The 18,595-nt window shown below is 61.6% G+C and carries 16 protein-coding genes; 4 read left to right on the forward strand and 12 right to left on the reverse strand.

The features are described from left to right. Positions 1 to 41: 41 nt before the first annotated feature. The 10 genes from wecB to PDMSB3_RS32835 form a co-directional block, all read right to left on the reverse strand. Positions 42 to 1,145, reverse strand: coding sequence for a non-hydrolyzing UDP-N-acetylglucosamine 2-epimerase (wecB, locus tag PDMSB3_RS32790; RefSeq protein WP_007178059.1), 1,104 nt, complete (start codon positions 1,143 to 1,145; stop codon positions 42 to 44). A 44-nt stretch (positions 1,146 to 1,189) separates the two neighbouring features. Beyond that, positions 1,190 to 2,323, reverse strand: a complete 1,134-nt coding sequence (locus tag PDMSB3_RS32795) for a class I SAM-dependent methyltransferase (protein ID WP_007178060.1) — start codon at positions 2,321 to 2,323, stop codon at positions 1,190 to 1,192. An 87-nt stretch (positions 2,324 to 2,410) separates the two neighbouring features. After that, the gene (locus PDMSB3_RS32800) at positions 2,411 to 5,131 is read right to left on the reverse strand and encodes a glycosyltransferase (protein ID WP_165189108.1); all 2,721 of its coding nucleotides are present in this window, start codon (positions 5,129 to 5,131) and stop codon (positions 2,411 to 2,413) included. A gap of 49 nt (positions 5,132 to 5,180) precedes the next feature. Beyond that, complete coding sequence (locus tag PDMSB3_RS32805) at positions 5,181 to 6,533, reverse strand: ABC transporter ATP-binding protein (protein ID WP_165189109.1); 1,353 nt, start codon at positions 6,531 to 6,533, stop codon at positions 5,181 to 5,183. Further along, positions 6,533 to 7,381 carry an ABC transporter permease gene (locus PDMSB3_RS32810; protein WP_007178063.1) on the reverse strand — a complete coding sequence of 283 codons (849 nt, stop codon included), beginning with the start codon at positions 7,379 to 7,381 and terminating at the stop codon, positions 6,533 to 6,535. Before PDMSB3_RS32810 ends, PDMSB3_RS32805 begins: the two co-directional genes overlap by 1 nt. 390 nt (positions 7,382 to 7,771) lie before the next feature. Then, on the reverse strand, positions 7,772 to 8,167 hold the full coding sequence (gene pcaC / locus PDMSB3_RS32815) for a 4-carboxymuconolactone decarboxylase (protein WP_165189111.1): 396 nt from the start codon (positions 8,165 to 8,167) through the stop codon (positions 7,772 to 7,774). Then, positions 8,164 to 8,955, reverse strand: a complete 792-nt coding sequence (pcaD, locus tag PDMSB3_RS32820; protein ID WP_007178065.1) for a 3-oxoadipate enol-lactonase — start codon at positions 8,953 to 8,955, stop codon at positions 8,164 to 8,166. The genes pcaC and pcaD overlap by 4 nt, the downstream gene beginning before the upstream one ends. 5 nt (positions 8,956 to 8,960) lie before the next feature. After that, on the reverse strand, positions 8,961 to 10,340 hold the full coding sequence (locus tag PDMSB3_RS32825; RefSeq protein ID WP_007178066.1) for a 3-carboxy-cis,cis-muconate cycloisomerase: 1,380 nt from the start codon (positions 10,338 to 10,340) through the stop codon (positions 8,961 to 8,963). Between the two features lie 49 nt (positions 10,341 to 10,389). Then, positions 10,390 to 11,049 carry a 3-oxoacid CoA-transferase subunit B gene (locus tag PDMSB3_RS32830; protein ID WP_011492601.1) on the reverse strand — a complete coding sequence of 220 codons (660 nt, stop codon included), beginning with the start codon at positions 11,047 to 11,049 and terminating at the stop codon, positions 10,390 to 10,392. Positions 11,050 to 11,062: 13 nt separating this feature from the next. Next, positions 11,063 to 11,764 (reverse strand): 3-oxoacid CoA-transferase subunit A, encoded by a 702-nt coding sequence (locus tag PDMSB3_RS32835; RefSeq protein WP_165189113.1) that lies wholly within the window; start codon positions 11,762 to 11,764, stop codon positions 11,063 to 11,065. Between the two features lie 381 nt (positions 11,765 to 12,145). Here PDMSB3_RS32835 and PDMSB3_RS32840 point away from each other — a divergent pair, with 381 nt between their 5' ends. The 3 genes from PDMSB3_RS32840 (at position 12,146) to PDMSB3_RS32850 (ending at position 15,129) form a co-directional block, all read left to right on the forward strand. Next, positions 12,146 to 13,075, forward strand: coding sequence for a LysR family transcriptional regulator (locus PDMSB3_RS32840; RefSeq protein WP_007178069.1), 930 nt, complete (start codon positions 12,146 to 12,148; stop codon positions 13,073 to 13,075). A gap of 137 nt (positions 13,076 to 13,212) precedes the next feature. After that, positions 13,213 to 13,851: a GTP cyclohydrolase I FolE gene (gene folE / locus PDMSB3_RS32845; RefSeq protein WP_165189115.1), complete on the forward strand. Its 639-nt coding sequence runs from the start codon at positions 13,213 to 13,215 to the stop codon at positions 13,849 to 13,851. 231 nt (positions 13,852 to 14,082) lie between these two features. Continuing rightward, positions 14,083 to 15,129, forward strand: coding sequence for a VTT domain-containing protein (locus PDMSB3_RS32850; protein WP_007178071.1), 1,047 nt, complete (start codon positions 14,083 to 14,085; stop codon positions 15,127 to 15,129). 34 nt (positions 15,130 to 15,163) lie between these two features. Here the strand turns inward: PDMSB3_RS32850 and PDMSB3_RS32855 are convergent, their stop codons facing one another. Together PDMSB3_RS32855 and PDMSB3_RS32860 are read right to left on the reverse strand one after the other, a co-directional pair. After that, a complete protein-coding gene (locus PDMSB3_RS32855; RefSeq protein ID WP_007178072.1) occupies positions 15,164 to 16,738 on the reverse strand; it encodes a sensor domain-containing diguanylate cyclase in 1,575 nt (524 codons plus the stop codon). 125 nt (positions 16,739 to 16,863) lie between these two features. Next, positions 16,864 to 17,739 (reverse strand): CHAD domain-containing protein, encoded by an 876-nt coding sequence (locus PDMSB3_RS32860; protein ID WP_165189117.1) that lies wholly within the window; start codon positions 17,737 to 17,739, stop codon positions 16,864 to 16,866. A gap of 189 nt (positions 17,740 to 17,928) precedes the next feature. On the opposite strand from PDMSB3_RS32860, the gene PDMSB3_RS32865 reads away from it, so the two are divergent. Beyond that, a complete protein-coding gene (locus PDMSB3_RS32865) occupies positions 17,929 to 18,522 on the forward strand; it encodes a short chain dehydrogenase (RefSeq protein ID WP_007178074.1) in 594 nt (197 codons plus the stop codon). Positions 18,523 to 18,595 lie beyond the last annotated feature (73 nt).

Consider the following 18,595-nt stretch of genomic DNA (forward strand, 5'->3'; position numbering starts at 1 on the left):
TCGTCTGCGCCAGTTGAAGAGCGCTTCAGCGTCAGATAGCGCTATACCTGAAAGTGGTCCCTCAGTACGCCGACAATCCGTCCAGACGCGTGGCCGTCGCCATAAGGTGACACGCCTCGCGCCATCCGCCTGTATTCGGCCGGGTCGTCGAGTAGCCGTTGTGTGTTCGAAACAATGTCCGCATAATCCGTACCCACGAGTTTGACGACCTCCTGCGCGACCGCCTCCGGGCGTTCCGTCTCGTGCCGCAGCACGAGTACCGGCTTGCCGAGCGCGGGCGCCTCCTCCTGCACGCCGCCGGAGTCGGTCAGAATCAGATAGGCCCGCTTCATCGCCGCCACGAACGGCAAATAGTCAAGCGGCTCGCAGAGGGTAATCCGGGGGTGTTTGTCGAGATGCGCGTAGGCCGCTTCACGCACGTTCGGATTCGGATGAACGGGATAGAGAACATGAACATCCTGATTGTTATCGGCGATCGTTTTGAGTGCTCTCAGGATGTTTTGAAAAGCCTCGCCGAAATTCTCGCGACGGTGCGAAGTCACCAGAATCAGCCGGCTATCTCCGTTGAAAGGCACCGCGCCGTCGCACCGCTCAGCCACGTCCAACAAGGCGTCGATGACCGTGTTCCCGGTGACGAACACGCTCGCCGCATCAATACCTTCCGCGAGCAGATTGCGTTTCGCGGTTTCCGTCGGCGCGAAATGCCAGCGCGCAAGTCGACTCGCCACCACGCGATTCATTTCCTCCGGAAACGGATTCGAAAGATCGCCTGTTCTGAGCCCGGCTTCGACATGTCCGACCGGCACGCGCCGGTAAAAGGACGCGAGCGCCGCCGTCAGCACAGTGGTCGTGTCGCCCTGCGCGAGTAGCACGTCGGGCTGTTCGGCGGCGAGCACCTCGTCGAGCCGGACCATGAGCCGCGAAGTCAGCATGGGCAAAGACTGATTGGGCTGCATGATGTCGAGATCGATATCGGCCTTAATCTCGAACAGCCGCAATACCTGATCGAGCATGCCGCGATGCTGCGCGGTTGCCAGCACGCGGCAGTCGGCCCACTCCTCGCGTTGCAACTGCTTGACGAGCGGCGCCATTTTCACTGCTTCAGGACGGGTTCCTACAGTAACGATGATCTTACGTTTTTTCACAGAGTCTTCCGGTATTAAACTTGAAGGGTGGTGTCTTGAAGTGGTCATGCCCGACCGATGAACCGGCAGATCGCCGACCTGAGCCGCCATGTCTTTGAGCGAAGCATCGTGTCCCTTTGGCTCGCGACGCCGTCCGCAATTGCCCGGACTTCGGTCAGGAGCCTTGCGCAATCTTCCCGTTCGGTCCGCAGCCGTTCAATGCAGGCGCGAAGCACCATGATTTCCGCTGACAGGGCGCCACATTCCTCCTTCAGTTCGGTTATGGTTTCCCCCCGCTCGGAGTAGGCCTGTGTCAGTTCGGCAATTGTCTGATCCCGCTCGGCGAGCGTCTCTTGCGAGCGCGCCTGCTTGTCCTTCTCCGCGTCGCATTCTGCCCGTACATCCTGCAGAGTCTTTAAAGTCGCCTCGAGTTGCGCGTTCGTCGCAGCCTGCTCGTCACGTGTCCGGGCAAGCTGCTCTCTGTCCGAGGCGTGCTGTTGGGCAATGATCTGGCCGCGCTCTTGCGCGAACGCCTCATAGGTATCGTCGCCGATAAAGAAATTGCGTAGGTCCGGCCGGGTGTCGCCGAGTGACGAGAGCCTCGCATAAACGAGCAATATCTGCTTACCGTTCCAATAGTTGATATTGACCTTCGCCGCGTCAACAACGCGGCAGGCGACGGCAGCGAAACCGGGCACCGGGCAGATGGGAATGTTGTCGAGATCGAACGTGAAGAAGTGCTCGGGAATCCGGTCATATTCCTGAAACGGCAGAAGCAGAACCAGAAAACGCTTCGTATGCTTCGCGAGGCGCGCCACGACGTCGAACGGGTGATCGAAATGCTCAAGCGTATTCGACGAAAAAATCACGTCGTAGTCGTCGAGGTCGTCGAGAGCCTGCGCCTTGAAACGCCTATTCGGGAAAGATGCCTGGGCCTTCCCGATCGCCACTTCCGAAATATCGATGCCGGTGATGGAGTTCAAGCCGAGCCATTTGCTCAGTTCGTCTACGCCCTGTCCCTCGGCGCAACCCCAGTCGCAGATATCCCATTGCTCCCGCAACGCCTGATCCTTGAACCAGCCCGGCATCAGCCTGGCCGCCAGCATCGCGAAGAATCGGGTTTGCCCATGTCCGCCGGCGGAGACCCAATCGGTCGTGAAGCGATAGTCCCAGTACTGCTTTGAATTAATGTCTGTCATTAAAAGGCGTATTGGTCTGTCTATACCACCGAATTCAATGCACGAGCGCTCCATCGCGCGCAAGCGTCCCGATACGATCAGAAAGGCCTAGTCGACGGTGAGCGTGCTTTCGATGACTTCACGCCAGCGGCCCTCCCACGCCTTCTTCGCAAACGCGGACGACGATTCGATCCCATGAGCGGCAAGTCTGGCGAGTGTTGCCCGGTCATCCGCCAGTTCTTCGATCGCGGCGGCAAGCTCGAAATAGTCCGCGCGGATCAGCTTGCCGTTATAGCCGTCGACGATCAGATTCGGCAGTCCGCCAACGTTGGTTGCAATGACCGCATTATTGGTCGCCAGCGCCTCGATACACGACAGGGATGTGCCTTCCGAATACATGGTGGGCACCAGCACAATATGGCTATCGACGTAGGCTTTGTGCATATCCTCCATGTCATATTCGATCCAGCTCACTTTGTGCGGATGGCGCGCCACGAATGCTTTTACCGCCTCCGCGTCGCGATCGATTGCCTGTCCGCACAGCACAAGACGGATATCCGTGCGCCGCGAGAACAAAAGATTGAACGCGGTGATAGTCAGATAAAGGCCTCTGGCTTCATAAAGCCGGCGTGGCAGGAGAACGCATAACTCCTCTGCTTCGAAATTCTTCGGATTGTTTCCGAATGAATCGAGATCGACGTAGTTAGGAACGTAGGTCAGCGTATTGGCGAGGCCCCAGTCATAGGTTCGCACCCAATTGATGAAATTCGTATCCACGCAAACGCATCGATCACTGTTGCGAAGCGCGCGGAAAAGCGTTTCATAGCGGCCTCGATCGAACGTCGCGAGATTATTGGATGCCCCGTCCCAATGGATACCGTGGTTGATCGCGATGACGCGCCTGTTTTTTCCAAGCGACGCGGCGAGCTCAGTGGGCGACGCGATAATGAGATCGGCGTCTGCACAGAATTCGGCGTATTTGCTCGACAGGGTCTCCAGATCAAGGTTGTCCACGGCGCTCACTCCGATCACCTTGATGCCGCGGAAATCGCGCTCAAAAGGCTCCCAGGCATTCTGCAAGAGGCGCACCTCGTACCCCATGCCGCCGAGTACGACGGCGAGATCGTAGACGTAGCGCTCGGCCCCGCCCTTATAGACGGTTTCGCCCTTCCAGTCGTAGAAGTTGACGTTGACGATGTCTACCTTGATGGCGCGCCGCACGGAGGTGGGTATCAGCCTTGCGACGTTCGTCGCATTCACCCGTCTGAGCAAAGGCGCGTGAAGCACCGGCCAGGCGTGCATGCGCGCGACCTCTGCGGACGCCGAAGTGTACGCATTCGCCCACTGCCCGCCGGCAACGGCATCAACGAAGTCGATGCCAGACGCGACGATGACCGCGTGTTCGTATTCCCTGATGGTGCGGGTCGGCGTTCCAATCACCGGCTTGCCTGCCGCCAGATACTCGAACAGCTTCAGAGGCGAAACAGGGTCGGTCTTCTCGCTCACAATGAACGGAACGATACCGACATCGATCCAGGCGAGATAATGCTTCAGTTCGGAGTACGGTTTCGGACCCAGGTGAATGAAATTGTCGAACGCCTTCAGCCGGGCCATGCGCTCCTGAACCTCGACACCGTATTGCGGCTCGAAAGCGACAACAGGACCGACGAACAGCAACACAACGTCGTCGAGCCGCACTATTTCGTCTAGCAGATCGAAATCGAGCAGTTCGGAAATTGCGCCGTGATAGCCGACAACCCGCCGGCTTACCGCCATGTCGTGCAATTTTTCCGGCACGTCACATCGTTCGCGCTCCCCGTGAAGAAAGTCCTCGGGATAAACCCCGTTTTCCAGCAGCAGCGCGTTCGTGACCTTCGCGCGGTTCGCGTCGTACAGCCGGTTTGACGAAAACAGGCAGACATTCGCTATGTACAGCAAAAGCTCATGGTCGCTACGCATGACCTCGGAATAGTTGGCGAAGATGGTCAGATCATCGAGTACGTCGTAGATCGTGAATGCAGAGCGGCAGATATCAGCAACGTATTTGAAACCGGGCCAGTGCAGATAGAGCGTGACCGGCTCGTCCTGGAAATAGCCGAGGAAATCCTCGACCATGTTGGAAACATAAAGGTTCGTTGACGCGGGCCGGATGAACGGATAAGGACCGCCGTATTCCAGCATCACGCAGAGATAACCCGCTTTGGCGAACTCGGCCATGATGTGGTCGGGACGCTGTTTGAGCGAAAGATCGTAGGCAACCGGGCACAGTACGACACCCCGGCGCCCGGAATGAGTCGCGAGCAGGCGACTGATCTGGTGCCTTCTCTGTTTCGAGGGATCCTTGGCGTAGCTGCTGAAATAGGCTGCCTGGGCGCGCGTGTGGGCCTCATAGTCGCCATTGGTAACAGGCACGACCTCGGTCGTGGCAATCTGCTGGATGGCAGCACCCGTTCCAACCGGCGTTCTGTAGCGCGCCGCTACCGCATAAACTGCACTCGCAATGCGCCGCATGGGAGCGGTCAGTTTCCACGAACTGCTTTCGAATACTTCGCTAAGGGCGCCCTGCGTCCGCTCGCGCTCGCGAACCTCAAGCACAAGTTCGCTCGATATGTTATTCAGCGAGCGCTTGAGGGCGTGGATCTCCGATAGTGCGTCCGACAGCCGCCTCGCGAGCGTATAGCGGTCTTTGCGCGCGAGACGCTGCGCCTCTGCAACCTGATTATGTTGCTCGATGAGGGTATCCGCGTCGGGCGTCGGAAGGCTCAACTTTGCAAATGATCCGTAGGTTTGTTTCTGCGTGGTGTCTAGTGTCACTTCTTGCTCATTCATGGCCAACCTCAAAAGTCGCCGTTACCCGTGTTTGTTCTTCCCCAGGCCGTCATTGCTTATCAAGAGGCATTTCTTCCATGCATAATTTCTCTGTGATGTCCGGCAGGAACAGCCCGTATCTACCGCTTTGCACATGCGAAGAGAAATAGCAGGCTCCCTCGATATATTCGTAGTATTGCGGCACCGCCCCAGACCGGTCTTCGAGTGCTGCCACGAGCAGATATCTGCCTGCGTTGAGCTGGTTTCTCAGGCAAAACTCGATTTCGATTTCGCTGCCGTCGCAATCGAAGTCAATGCTTTTCTCGTCGTATGTGGTCCGCACGATCAGATCCGTGCCTTTGGTATCCTTGATGGAGAACGCCACGCTCAAGGCGCGACGATCAATGCCTTCCGGGACATGGATCACGAAGCGGACGATCATCGGCTCGAATGCCGCGAACACGCTCTGTTGCTGGCGGGATGAGTCCAGGACTTGCGCCGATACGATTGATCCGACGTGCGTCCCCCAGTGATTGATGGGTTCGTCACCGGCGATGGAGGCGACTGGTCTCACGCTTTCCTTCGCATCTTCTTCCAACGCGGTCGCGCCGTCTGCCGATTGGCGGGACACGCCGATGGGCTCGCCTTCGCCGAGTCCTTCGGACATGAACTGCGTGTATTGCGCAGTAACCGCAAACGCGTTGCCCTCCATCCGCACCCGTCCGCCGTCGAGCCAGATGGCGCGCTCGCACAAGGTTCGCACCGAGCCCACGTCATGCGACACGAAAAGAATCGTGACGCCGGACTCCTTGAGTTCCTTGATCTTGTTGAAGCATTTGGCCTGGAAGCGCGCGTCGCCCACGGCAAGGGCTTCGTCGATAATCAATACTGCCGGGTCGACGTGAATGGCAACCGCGAATGCTAACCGCACGTACATACCGCTCGAATAGGTTTTGACCGGCTGATCGATGAAATCGCCGATTTCCGCGAACTTCTCAATGCTGGCGAATTTCCGTTCGATCTGCGCAGCCGTCATTCCCAGCATTGCCGCGTTCAGATAGACATTTTCCCGGCCGGAAAACTCGACGTTGAAACCCGCTCCCAATTCGAGCAGTGCGGCCACGCGACCGTTGATCGCGATGTCGCCTGCGGTGGGGCGCAGCGTTCCGCATATGATTTGCAAAAGAGTGGATTTGCCGGAGCCGTTGCGCCCGATAATGCCGACTGTCTCGCCCCGGGTCACTGACAGCGACACATCGCGAAGCGCCCAGAATTCCCTGGCGTACCCGGTACGTCTCGGGAAAACGATATGCTTGAGCCGGTCGAGCGGCGTTTCGTAGATATCGAAGCGCTTCGAGGCATGGTTCACCTTAATCGTCGTTTCAGGCCTGTCGGGTTGATTCATTTCCATGAGCGCGGGCATTACAGGACGTCCGCGAATCCTTCGCGTGTCTTCTGGAACCAGGCCAGACAGAGCCACGCGAAAGCAACGCTGCACAACAGGTAAACTGCGATCCCGAAGAAATCCGGCAAATCGCCATTGATCATGACCGCCCGTGCCTGCTCGATGATGAACGTCAGCGGGTTGGCTAGAATCAGCGCCCTGAAAGCAGGGGTTAGAGTGTTGAGAGCATAAAATACCGGCGACAGGAACATCAGCATCGATGAGAGCAGCGTCGTGATATACGTCAGGTCACGCACGTAGACACCGGTGGCGGCGAATAGCCAACCCACGCCCACACCGACGAAAGCGAGCGGAATAAAGAGCGCCGGCAAAAAGACGATCGTCCACTGAAGCTTTCCATATACGCACAGTGCAAACACGATCCAGACGGCAAAGCTCGTCAGGAAGTGAAACGCCGCCGACGCCACTGCGATCCACGGCAGGATTTCCAGCGGAAAAACGACCTTCGTCACGTAGTTGACGTTGGTCGTAATAATGGCCGGCGCCCTATTCAGACACTCGGCAAAAAAATTGAAAAGAATGAGCCCCGCGAACAGGATCACGGCGAACTGAAAACTATTGTCGGTTCCCGGCCAGCGCGATTTCAACAGCGTGCCGAAAACAACTGTGTACATTGCGAGCATGATCAACGGCTGAACGATGGACCACGTCAGTCCCATTACCGACCCGCGATAACGGCTCAATACGTCACGTTTGGTGAGTGCGACGATAAGCTGGCGTTGCTGCCAGGGAAGCAGGAAGAGCGTGCCAAAATGAGCCCGCGGATGAGATTCCTCGCGGCCGTCATGCTTATAGGTGAAGCTCATATGGACAGATCGCCTCGAACAGCGCTGGCTGGTTTAACGGTCGACAAAGGAATAGATGATGCGGCATCGGACGAACTTGCCAGAGCCGAGATCGATGTTACAGCCAGGGTGCCCAGCAGGATGCTGCGAAAGCGCGGAGACTAGCGCAAGAAAACACGGAATTTTCCGCACGAAAAATCAAGCAGAACGCAGGAAAATTCCACAGAAAAGAAGGCTTCCTGAGAACCGCGGTCATGCCACGCAGCGCGGCGGCGCTCCAAGTCGAACGCTAGCGGATACGAGCTATCCGCATCACGGCCCGTTGCGGGCCGGATCAAAACCGAACATCGTCGATGTTCCAGGGCAGCGCACATTCGCGCGCTGCCCGACACGCTCTCCGTATCTCAGCAATTACTTCTGCACCGCCGCCGCGTCGTCTTCACGAAACAGCTTGTCGGCCAAGTGAAACGCCGAATTGGCCGCCGGCACACCGCAATAAATCGCGGTTTGCAGCAGCACTTCCTTGATCTGTTCACGCGTCACGCCGTTGTTCTTCGCGGCGCGCAGATGCAGTGCGAGTTCTTCGCCGCGGTTGAGCGCGACCATCATCGCGATGGTCAGCAGACTGCGCGTGTGACGCGGCAAACCATCACGCGTCCAGATTTCACCCCATGCATAGCGGGTGATGAAATTCTGAAACTCTTCCGTCAGTTCAGTACGGTTCGCGAGCGACCGGTCGACGTGCGCACTACCCAGCACCGCACGGCGCACACCGAGTCCGGCTTCGTAACGGTTTTCGTCGTTCATTTCTGCTCCGTCAGGAAGTCGACCACGGTCTTCGTGAAAGCAGGCGCTCTTTCGATGTTGGAAATATGCGAGGCATCCAGTTCCACGTAACGCGCGCCCGCAATCGCCTGCGCCAGTTCGCGGCCTTGCGCCGGCGTCGCGGCCAGATCGTGCGTGCCGCCGATCACCAGCGCCGGCACCTTGATGCCGGGTGCCTCGGGACGCAGGTCGGCGGCGTCGATGGCTTCGCAATTGGAGGCGTAGCCTTCCTTGTCGGTGTGCACGAACACGTCGCGAATCATGGCCAGCACCACCGGCTCGCGTTCCATATAGTCAGCCGTGAACCAGCGCGGCAGAACGGCGTCGGCCAGCGCGTGCATGCCTTCGGTGCGCGCCTTCACGGCGCGCGGCACCCACACTTCCGGCGAGCCGATGCGCGCGGCCGTATTGCACAGCACGACGCGCTCGATCCGATCCGCGTGGCGCGCGGCCAACGCAACGCCGGTCAGGCCGCCCATCGACAGTCCGCAGAAATGCGCGCGGGCGATCTTCAGCGTATCCATCAGACCGAGCACGTCGCCGGTCAGTTGCTCGATCGTGTACGGGCCTTTCGGCGCTTCCGAGTGGCCGTGGCCGCGCGTGTCGTAGCGCAGCACGCGAAAGTGTTTCGACAGCGCCGCGACTTGCGGCGCCCACATGGACAGATCGGCGCCGAGCGAATTCGACAGAACGATCCACGGCGCGTTGCCGTGACGGTTGCCGTCGATTCGATAGTGAAGCTCGGTGCCGTTGACTGCGGCGTAAGGCATGCCCGTTACTCCCTGGAATGGTCGCGCTGCGAGCGCGTGGTGTGAAGGGCCAGCGCGGCATCCACATAAGCGTGCGCCTGGCCGACGTATTGAGCCGGATCGAGCAGTTGCTTCAGACGCTCGAGCGGAAGATGTTCGGTCACAGCCGGGTCTTCGGCAAGCACGTCGAAGAGCGTCCGGCCGTCGCGGATCGCGGCTTTCGACGCGCGCTCCACCAGATGATGCGCGTCGAGCCGGCCGATGCTGTCGCCAAGCGCGAGCATGACCGCTTCGCCGAGAATCAGGCCGTGCGTGATGTCGAGATTGGCGGCGAGGCGCGCCACGTTCACGTTCAGTCCCGCGGCGATCTGTTCGATGTTGGCGAGCGCGCCGCCCGCGAGGCGCGCGAGATCCGGCAGCGCATCCCACTCGGCCTGCCAGCCGCCGAGCGCGCGTTCGTGCTCCTGCACCATGCCGGCGAACACCGTGGCGACCAGCCCCGGCGCACGCGTGGCGGCCGTCAGCACCGCCGCGCAGCCGACCGGGTTGCGCTTGTGCGGCATGGTCGACGAACCGCCCTTGCCGGCCGCAGCCGGTTCGGCCAGTTCGTCGATTTCGGTTTGCATCTGCAGCGAGATGTCGCGCGCGATCTTGCCGAGCGTGCCGATCAGCATGCCGAACAGCGCCGCCGTTTCGGCAATGCGATCGCGCTGTGTGTGCCAGGGCAGCGTCGGCACGGCAAGGCCGAGTTCCTGTGCGAGCGATTGCGTGACTTGCGGCGCGGCCTCGCGCAGGCTCGCCAGCGTGCCCGCCGCGCCGCCGAATTGCAGCACCAGCACGCGAACGCGCAGCGCGTCGAGCCGCTCGCGATGACGCAGCAACGCGTCGAGCCATTGCGCGAATTTGAGGCCGAGCGTGATGGGCAGCGCCTGCTGCAGCCAGGTGCGGCCGATCATGGGCGTGGCGCGATGCACGGCCGCGAGTTTCGCCACGGCGTTACAGGTAGATTGCAGGCCGCTGTCGAGCAGATCGAAGGTGTCGCGCAATTGCAGCACCGTCGCCGTGTCGATGATGTCCTGGCTGGTGGCGCCCCAGTGCACGTATTTCGACGCCTCGGCGTCGGCCGCCTTGACGCGCGCGGTGAGTTGCTTGACGAGCGGAATCGCGAGATTGCCGCCGAGCGCGGCGTCGCGTGCGAGCGCGCCGGCATCGAGCTGATCGGCCTGGCAGGCGGCCTCGATCGCCGCCACCGCCGTATGCGGAATCACTTCATGCCTGGCTGAAGCGCGCGCGAGCGCCGCTTCCACGTCGAGCATGCGTTGCAGCGTGGCACGCGGCGCCCAGATGTCGTTCATTGGCTGCGTGCCGCAAAGAAGGCCGGTCAGACGGGCGCTGGAGTCGAGCATGATGACGTGGATAGCCTGAGGTATCGAAAGTGAAAGCGCCCGCCGCGCGTCAGGCCGCGCGCGCCGCTTGCGTGCCGTCGATCAGCGGCACGCCGGTCAGCTTGTGCAATGCATCGAAATCGATGTCCGAGAAAATCTCGCGCACCACGAGGCCCTGATCGGTGACATCGATCATCGCAAGGTCCGTATAGATGCGGTCGACGCAACCCACGCCCGTTACCGGGTAAGTGCATTCGGCGGCGATCTTGCTCTCGCCCTGCTTGGTCAGATGCTCCATCATGACATAGACCTGCTTCGCGCCGATGGCCAGATCCATCGCGCCACCGACTGCCGGAATCGCGTCGGGCGCGCCGGTGTGCCAGTTCGCCAGATCGCCCCCGGCCGATACCTGGAAAGCGCCGAGCACGCAAAAATCCAGATGGCCGCCGCGCATCATCGCGAACGAATCGGCGTGGTGGAAATAGGCGCCGCCCGTGAGGAGCGTGACGTGCTGCTTGCCGGCGTTGATCAGTTCGTCGTCTTCCTCGCCTTTGGCGGGCGCCGGGCCCATGCCGAGCAAACCGTTTTCGCTGTGCAGGAAGATTTCCTTGTCGGCGGCAAGGTGGTTCGCCACCAGCGTCGGCACGCCGATGCCGAGGTTCACGTAGGCGCCTTCGGGAATGTCCTGCGCAACACGCCGGGCCATTTCATCGCGGGTCAGTTTTTTCATGTCGGTCTCCGGTTCAGGCTGCGGTGGCGGTGGCGGCGGTTTGGTGCGCCGCTTGCGGCACTTCGATCACGCGCTGCACGAAAATGCCGGGCGTGATGATCACTTCGGGATCGAGCGCGCCGAGCGGCACCACTTCCGACACCTGCACGATCGCGGTTTTCGCCGCGCTTGCCATGATCGGCCCGAAATTGCGAGCCGTCTTGCGATAAATGAGATTACCCCAGCGATCGCCCTTATACGCCTTGATCAGCGCGAAGTCCGCATGCAGCGGCGACTCCAGCACATAGTGCCTGCCGTCGATCAGACGGGTTTCCTTGCCTTCGGCGAGCCTCGTGCCATAGCCGGTCGGCGTGAAGAAGCCGCCGATACCCGCGCCTGCCGCACGAATGCGCTCCGCGAGATTGCCCTGCGGCACCAGTTCGAGTTCGATCTCTCCTGCGCGATACAACGCGTCGAATACGTATGAATCGGTTTGGCGCGGAAACGAGCAGATGATCTTGCGCACGCGCTTGGCCTTGAGCAGCGCCGCGAGGCCGATGTCGCCGTTACCGGCATTGTTGTTGACGATGGTCAGATCGCGCGCGCCCTGTTCGATGAGCGCGTCGATCAACTCCGACGGCATGCCAGCCGTGCCGAACCCGCCGATCATGACGGTCGCGCCGTCGTGCACATCGGCGACGGCCGATTGAAGTGACTCGAAAATCTTGTTGATCATGTCGAATTTCCTTTTGGGGCGCTGCGTGCCGCCAGGCTGGCTGGGTTGAGGAGAGCGCTGGGCGGAACGGTCTCCGGGCCAATGCTGGCGGCTCGCCGGGTGGAGATGCGGGCTGGCGCCGTCGGTTGGCTCGCGTTGAATTTGTTCGTTATATGAACATGGATTCGTTTAGCGAACGTTCAGGCGATTATGGTTGCCCTCCGGGCCGCTTGTCAAGGCAGGGGATTCCCCTTAAGCATAGGTTTTGCCGCCCGCCGTGCGGGTTCGCCGCCGGATCGCAGGCTCGTGGAGAGCCCATTGCACTATGCCAAGGATCGATTATTCGGCTAACCTCTATCCACATACCGGATACCCTGAGCTCGCCTCACAGGTCATGCACGCATGTCTGAAACAAACCTGGATCTGAATCTGATCCCCTACCTGGTCGCGATGGAAGACACGCGCAATGTCAGCCGCGCGGCCGAGCAACTCGGTGTGAGCCAGCCCCGCGTGAGCACCGCGCTGGGAAAATTGCGCGAATACTTCGAGGATCCGCTGTTCGTGCGCACGTCGAAAGGCATGGAACCCACGCCGCGTGCGCTCGCCATCCTGCCCGCCGCGCGCGACGCGCTGCTGCGCATCGAGAAAGGCATGCTCGACGTGCAGGAATTCAACCCGGCCACCAGCACGCGTACTTTCTCGATTGCGCTTTCCGACGTCGGCGAGATCGTGTTTCTGCCGCGGCTTCTGCAACTTTTCGCCGAACGCGCGCCGTTCGCGAATCTGCGCTCGGTGACGCTCTCGCCCTCGCAGGTGGAGCGTGGGCTCGAATCGGGCGATGTCGACCTCGCCGTTGGTTATTTCCCCGATCTGTCGGGCAATAACTTCTTCCAGCAACGGCTTTTCACGCATCGATTCATCTGTCTGATGCGCACGGGCCATCCGCTGTCGAAGGCGCCGCTCACGCTGGCACAATATGTGGCGTCGGGGCATGCCGTGGTGCGCGCCGAAGGACGCAGCCAGGAAGTCCTCGAACACTATCTGGAGAAGAAACGCATCAAGCGCCGCGCGGTGCTCGAAACGCCTCACTTCATGAGCCTGCCGTTCATCCTCGCGCGCACCGATCTGCTTGCGACTGTGCCGCACGCCATCGGCTTCGCGTATGTATCGGAGCACGCGTCGATCACGCTGGTCGAGCCGCCGCTGCCGTTGCCGCATTTCGATCTGCGGCAGCACTGGCATCGCAAGTTTCATAACGATCCGCGCACGAGTTGGCTGCGCGGCGTGGTCGCCGAACTGTTCAACGACGCAATGGACGAGTGGCCCAAATGAGCGTCGCGCAATCCGGCGCGCCCTGACAGCCAAAGGGGACATCGACCCGGCATGGCACGAAACATGGAACAATGGCCGCACTCATTGAACCCGCGCGCTCCATACAGGGTCGACGCGCGATCCCGGAGGAGCGACGCATGACCAGCAGCAAGGCAAAGAAAAACAAACCCACAACCGCAACGGAACGTCCGAGCCGCGAGGAAGCCGAAGCAGCTGTTCGCGTGCTGCTGCGCTGGGCCGGCGACGATCCGGCGCGCGAAGGCCTGATCGACACGCCGGCGCGCGTGGTGCGCTCGTATGAGGAGTTTTATGCGGGCTACCAGGTCGACCCGCGTGAGATCCTTGCCCGCACCTTCTCCGAAGTGGACGGCTACGACGAGATGATCGTGCTGAAAGACATCCGCTTCGAAAGTTATTGCGAACATCACATGGTGCCGATCATCGGGCGGGCGCACGTTGCGTATCTGCCGCAGCATCGCGTGGTCGGCATCTCCAAGCTGGCGCGTCTCGTCGATGCGTTCGCCAAGCGCCTGCAGATCCAGGAAAAGATGACGGTGCAGATCGCCGACACTTTGAACGAAGTGCTGCAACCCGCAGGCGTCGGCGTGATTCTCGAAGCCGCGCATCAATGCATGTCGACACGCGGCGTGCACAAGGCGGGCGTGACGATGGTCACCTCGCGCATGCTCGGCACGTTCCGCACGGATCCGTCCACGCGTCGCGAGTTTCTGTCGATCGTCGGCAATCCGGGCGTGGTGGCGGTCTCCAATACGTAGACACGCTCGCCGGGCGCGAGCATGGCAGCGGTCAATACGGCGGGCAAGGTGCCGGCAAGCACGATGACGCCGTCAGCACTGGCCCGGCGCCAAATCCATCGAGTATCCTGAGCTAGCGGAATGGCGGACGACTAAAAAACTCCGAAATGGAGTGCCTCGGGTACACACTTTGCATCCCCAAGTAGAAACCCAAGGCACGCCGGCTCAACCGCAAAAACAGGAGTCCCTCAATTGGTAGAATTTCCGTCTTCGGCGGTATCGACCTGGGGCGGCGCGGTCGTGTTCCTCAACGTCCTGTTGACGCGCCTCGGCGTGCCGATCCCCGCAGTGCCCATGCTGCTCTTCGCGGGCTCCGCGATCGCCGCCGGCACGCTGTCCTTCTGGCCGATCCTCGGCGCCGCCGTGCTCGGCGCGCTGATCGGCGACGGCGCCTGGTTTACAGCCGGCCGCCTGTACGGCCGCAAGCTGATCGCCGCGTTGAGCCGGCTCTCGCCGGCCATCGATCCCAAAGTAGACAAGGCGCGCTCGCTATTCGAGCGCTTCGGCGTGCCGCTCGTGTCGATCTCGAAGTTCGTTCCCGGACTCGCGCTCATCACCCCGCCGCTGATGGGCACGACCGCCGTGGATGCCCGCATCTACGCGGTCTGGGATCTGGCCGGCGCCCTCGCATGGGGCAGCTTCTGGCTGCTTGGCGGCGCGGCCGCAGAGCGGCAGTTGCATATGCTGCTCGAGTTCGTCAAAGCGCGGGGCGGCACGGTCATCGACATTCTGCTGGCGGCCGCTCTGGTTTATCTCGCCTTCCGTTTGCAGCAACGGCGCCGCGAGCGCCGCCGTTTCGCGGATGCCGCCGCCGTTGCAGCAGCCGAGGCCGGCGGCGGTGGACGGCGCCGCATCGCGCCGCCCAAGGTGCTCGACGCCCGCCCGCAAACGCCTTCGCTCGAAGCACCGCGCCGCATTCCGGGCGCGCTTGCGCTCGATCCGCACTCGCCGGAGCAGATCGACGGCGCCCTGCGGGCGCACGACACGGTGATCTATTGCATTTGCCCGGACAGCGCGACCGCGGTCGACATCACGCAACGCATGCGGCACAACGGCTATACGAGAATTCGCGCGCTGCGGGGTGGCCTCGATGCCTGGCAGCGGCGCGGCTTTCCGGTCGAACCGCTTGCACCGGCCGACGAACTGACCACCGGCAAACGTGCGCCGCAACCGTGCGGCGAAGCGCGCGGGGCGATCACGCTGCGCGGCTTCGCCCCGCGCAGCAGCCAAAGCACCTGAACCACACCATTCGCGTTCCAGCCGGAGCCGCCACCTACGACGGCGAGTCCTGCGGCATGGGACGCTCCGCCAACGTGTCCGAACTGACGCGATTGCGTCCGGCCGCCTTCGCGACGTAAAGCTGCCGATCTGCCGCGGCCAGCAAATCGAGCGCATTGGCGCCCCCGGCCGGTACACAGGTCGCGCAACCCACGCTCACCGTGACCGTAGCCGACTCGCCGCCACTGTGGATGACGTCCTGCCCTTGCACCTTGCGGCGAATCTTCTCCGCCACCTTGAGCGCGCCCTCGGCCGAGGTGTCCGGCAAGATCACGGCGAACTCCTCGCCGCCGTACCGCGCCACCACGTCGACCCAACGGCGCACCGCCGCCGAAATGCATTCGGCCACCGCGACCAGGGCCTCGTCGCCGCTCGCATGGCCGTGGGCGTCGTTGAATTGCTTGAAGTGATCGATGTCAATGAACAACGCCGACAGCGGTTGCCCACTGCGCCGCGCGCGCCGCCACTCTTCGTCGAGCCGGGTATCGAGCACGCGGCGGTTGCCGAGTCCGGTGAGCGGGTCGGTCGCGGCAAGACGCACCAGCGCCGCCTGCGCGCGCAGCTTGTCGCGCAACGCCAGCGACAACAGCCACGAAATCACCACGAATACCGCGCCGAACGTGAGCGTCAGCGCGGCGGTAATCCGGCTGCGGTGCCGCCACGGCGCCAGTACTTCGTCCACGGAAGGCGCGACCACGGCGATCAGCGGCGTGCGCGGCACGCGCGCGTAGGTGTACATGCGCCGCACGCCGTCCACGGCCGAATTCGCCACATACGTGCCCGCGTTATGCGCGGCCATGATCTGGAAGGTGGGCGACTTCGCGATGCTCGAGCCGATATCGCGCGGGGAAAACGGCTTACGCGCCAGCAGGGTGCCGTCGTCCATCACGATGAACACCGATCCTAGCCGGCCCGTATCGATCCGATCCAGCAGGTGCTGAAAATATTCGATGCGAATAGCCAGCAGCGCAACGCCGTCGAAGCTACCGTCGATTTCGTCGATGCGCCGCGTGAGACCGATGGAGAGTTTGCCGTCGCGCAGCCGCGAATGGAACGGGTGAGAGAAATACAGGCCCACGGCCGGGCTGCGTTGATGGACCAGGAAATAGTCGCGGTCCGCGAGGCTGACCGCGGTATTGACGTCGCTGTTCTGCGAGGCGACGACCCGACCCTCGCGGTCGATCACATAGGCACCGCCCAGGTACGCCGCGGTTGTCGCGCGGTCGAACAGCACCGCGCGCTGCACGTCGGCGGGCAACTTCCACGAGGCCGGGTTGCTCGCCCCGTCGGCCATTGCCTGCAAGGACAGGTCGTAGATTTCCACGTTGCGTTCGAGCTCCGTGGAAATGATCGCGACGAGGTTTCCCGACGTCTCACGCGCGTGATCGAGCGCATCGGCCCGGCCGCTGCTGAGCGTGAGCAGCGTCAAGCCTGCCATCGACACCGCGACCAGCGTGCCGGCCACGCCGACAAAAAACGGCTGGTTGCCCACGTATCGCGACACGCCGGCGCCATAGCCGCGTAATTTCTTGTGCAAGCGCCGGCGCAGCGAAAGCGTTTGATGTACCACGTGCGCTTCGCCTCCTTCGCAGTTGATCCGCATGCCTCCCGCTTATGCGGATGCGCAGCCAATGTTGTTATTCGGATGCCAGTTGTGCCGTTTGGTTCGCGCATGCGTACGAGACGCGCGCTGCATCACAGTTTGCGCAGCAGTCCCGCCGCCGCGCGCATCCGCCGTTTGCGCTCTTTCCTGAGCCCCTGGAGCGCCGCGTCGGTATCGCCGACGCCAGCGCCAGCGAGCAGGGCAATATTGTCCCGCAGCAACATCTCGCTCGCGACCACGTCGTTCAGCGTACCGAATCGTTTCTGGATCTGTTTCAAACGTTTGAGGGTACGTTTGCGCCCGCCGCTCAGGACGGGTTCGAAAAACTCGAGCAGATAGCGCAGCTTCTTTCCCGCCTTCCTGACATTGTGAAAGGCCGCGTAGTTGGATCGCTTCGCACGACGCGCGCGTTTCATCCGCTTCTTCAATGAACGCTCCGAAGCCGCCACACGCCGAGTGGCGAACTTGCGCAGCGGCATGCGCTCATGGGCGGTATTCAGCTCTTTGGACGCACTGGTCAAGGCTTCGCGTAGCAAGTGTTTGACGTCCGCGTTCGAGAGCGTTTCGCGGCTCGTTGCCAGCGCGCCGACGCGAGCATCCTGCAGTTTCGGCACCATGTCGCGCGCGCCGTTGCCTTCTTTCGTCAGCAATTCGATCAGGATGTCCCAGTCGCGCGTTTTGCCGGCAGCTGTGGCCAGATACTTATAAAGGTCACGTTGACGCGTATTCTCGCCTTTATCCAGCAACGGCTCGAACGCCCACCACAGGGAACGCAAACGCCGCAGCGAGACGCGCAGTTTGTGCAGCGCTTCCGGCGACGCATCTTCGCGTACCGCATTCGCGTATTCGATCGCGTCGTCGACGAGAGGCGCCGCATAGGATGCGAAAGCCGTTTGCGCAGAAGGCGCAGCAGCGGATGGATCGCTGTTGACGGGCAATTTATCGGCTTTGCGGCTCTCACGTTTCATTGAAGATCCCTGGATACACCGTCCTGACAGCCTAGCAAAAAAAGGACCTAACGGGTATGCGCTCCGCAATTCATGGCCAGCACGCCGTGCAGCGACTATCTTTGACACATGCGACGATGACCTGCGGCGAACCGGCATCGCGATCCACGTCGGCGCCGTCAGCAAACGAAACTACTGTCAGGAGGTTGTATGCGAATACTCATTGTCGGCGCAACGGGCTTGCTCGGCGGCGAAATCGTGAAGCTGCTTGCGCCGGAACACGATATCGTCACCGCAAGCCGCAAAGGTTCCGATCTGCACGTGGATCTGTCGAACAAGCCCAGCATCGAATCGATGTACCAGCAAGCCGGCACGTTCGACGCGGTGATCTGCGCCGCCGGCGCGGCCAAGTTCGCCCCACTCGCTTCGCTCTCCGACGAAGATTTCTCGTTCAGTCTCGCCAACAAGTTGATGGGCCAGGTCAATCTGGTGCGGTGCGGCGCGGCCCATGCGTCGCAAGGCGCATGCTTCACGCTGACGAGCGGCGTGCTCGCGCAACAACCAATGGAAGGCAGCGCGGCCGTCAGCATCGTGAACGCGGGCGTCGAAGCGTTCGCGCGCTCGGCGGCACTCGAATTGCGCGGCAAAGCCCGCGTGAACGTGGTCAGCCCGGGCTGGGTCGCAGAGACGCTCGAGTCGATGGGCCGCGATCCGGCGCAAGGGGTGCCGGCAGCCCTGGTCGCACAAGCCTACAAGCGCAGCCTGGGCGGCAGCGAGAGCGGCGAAGTGATCTCGGCCACGTAACCGTCGGCGCTTCGGCGTTCTTTTCAGCGTTCTTTTCGGCGTTCTTTTCGGACATCTGAGCATCCGGATCGGA

The sequence above is a fragment of the Paraburkholderia dioscoreae genome, from assembly GCF_902459535.1.
GTDB lineage: Bacteria > Pseudomonadota > Gammaproteobacteria > Burkholderiales > Burkholderiaceae > Paraburkholderia > Paraburkholderia dioscoreae.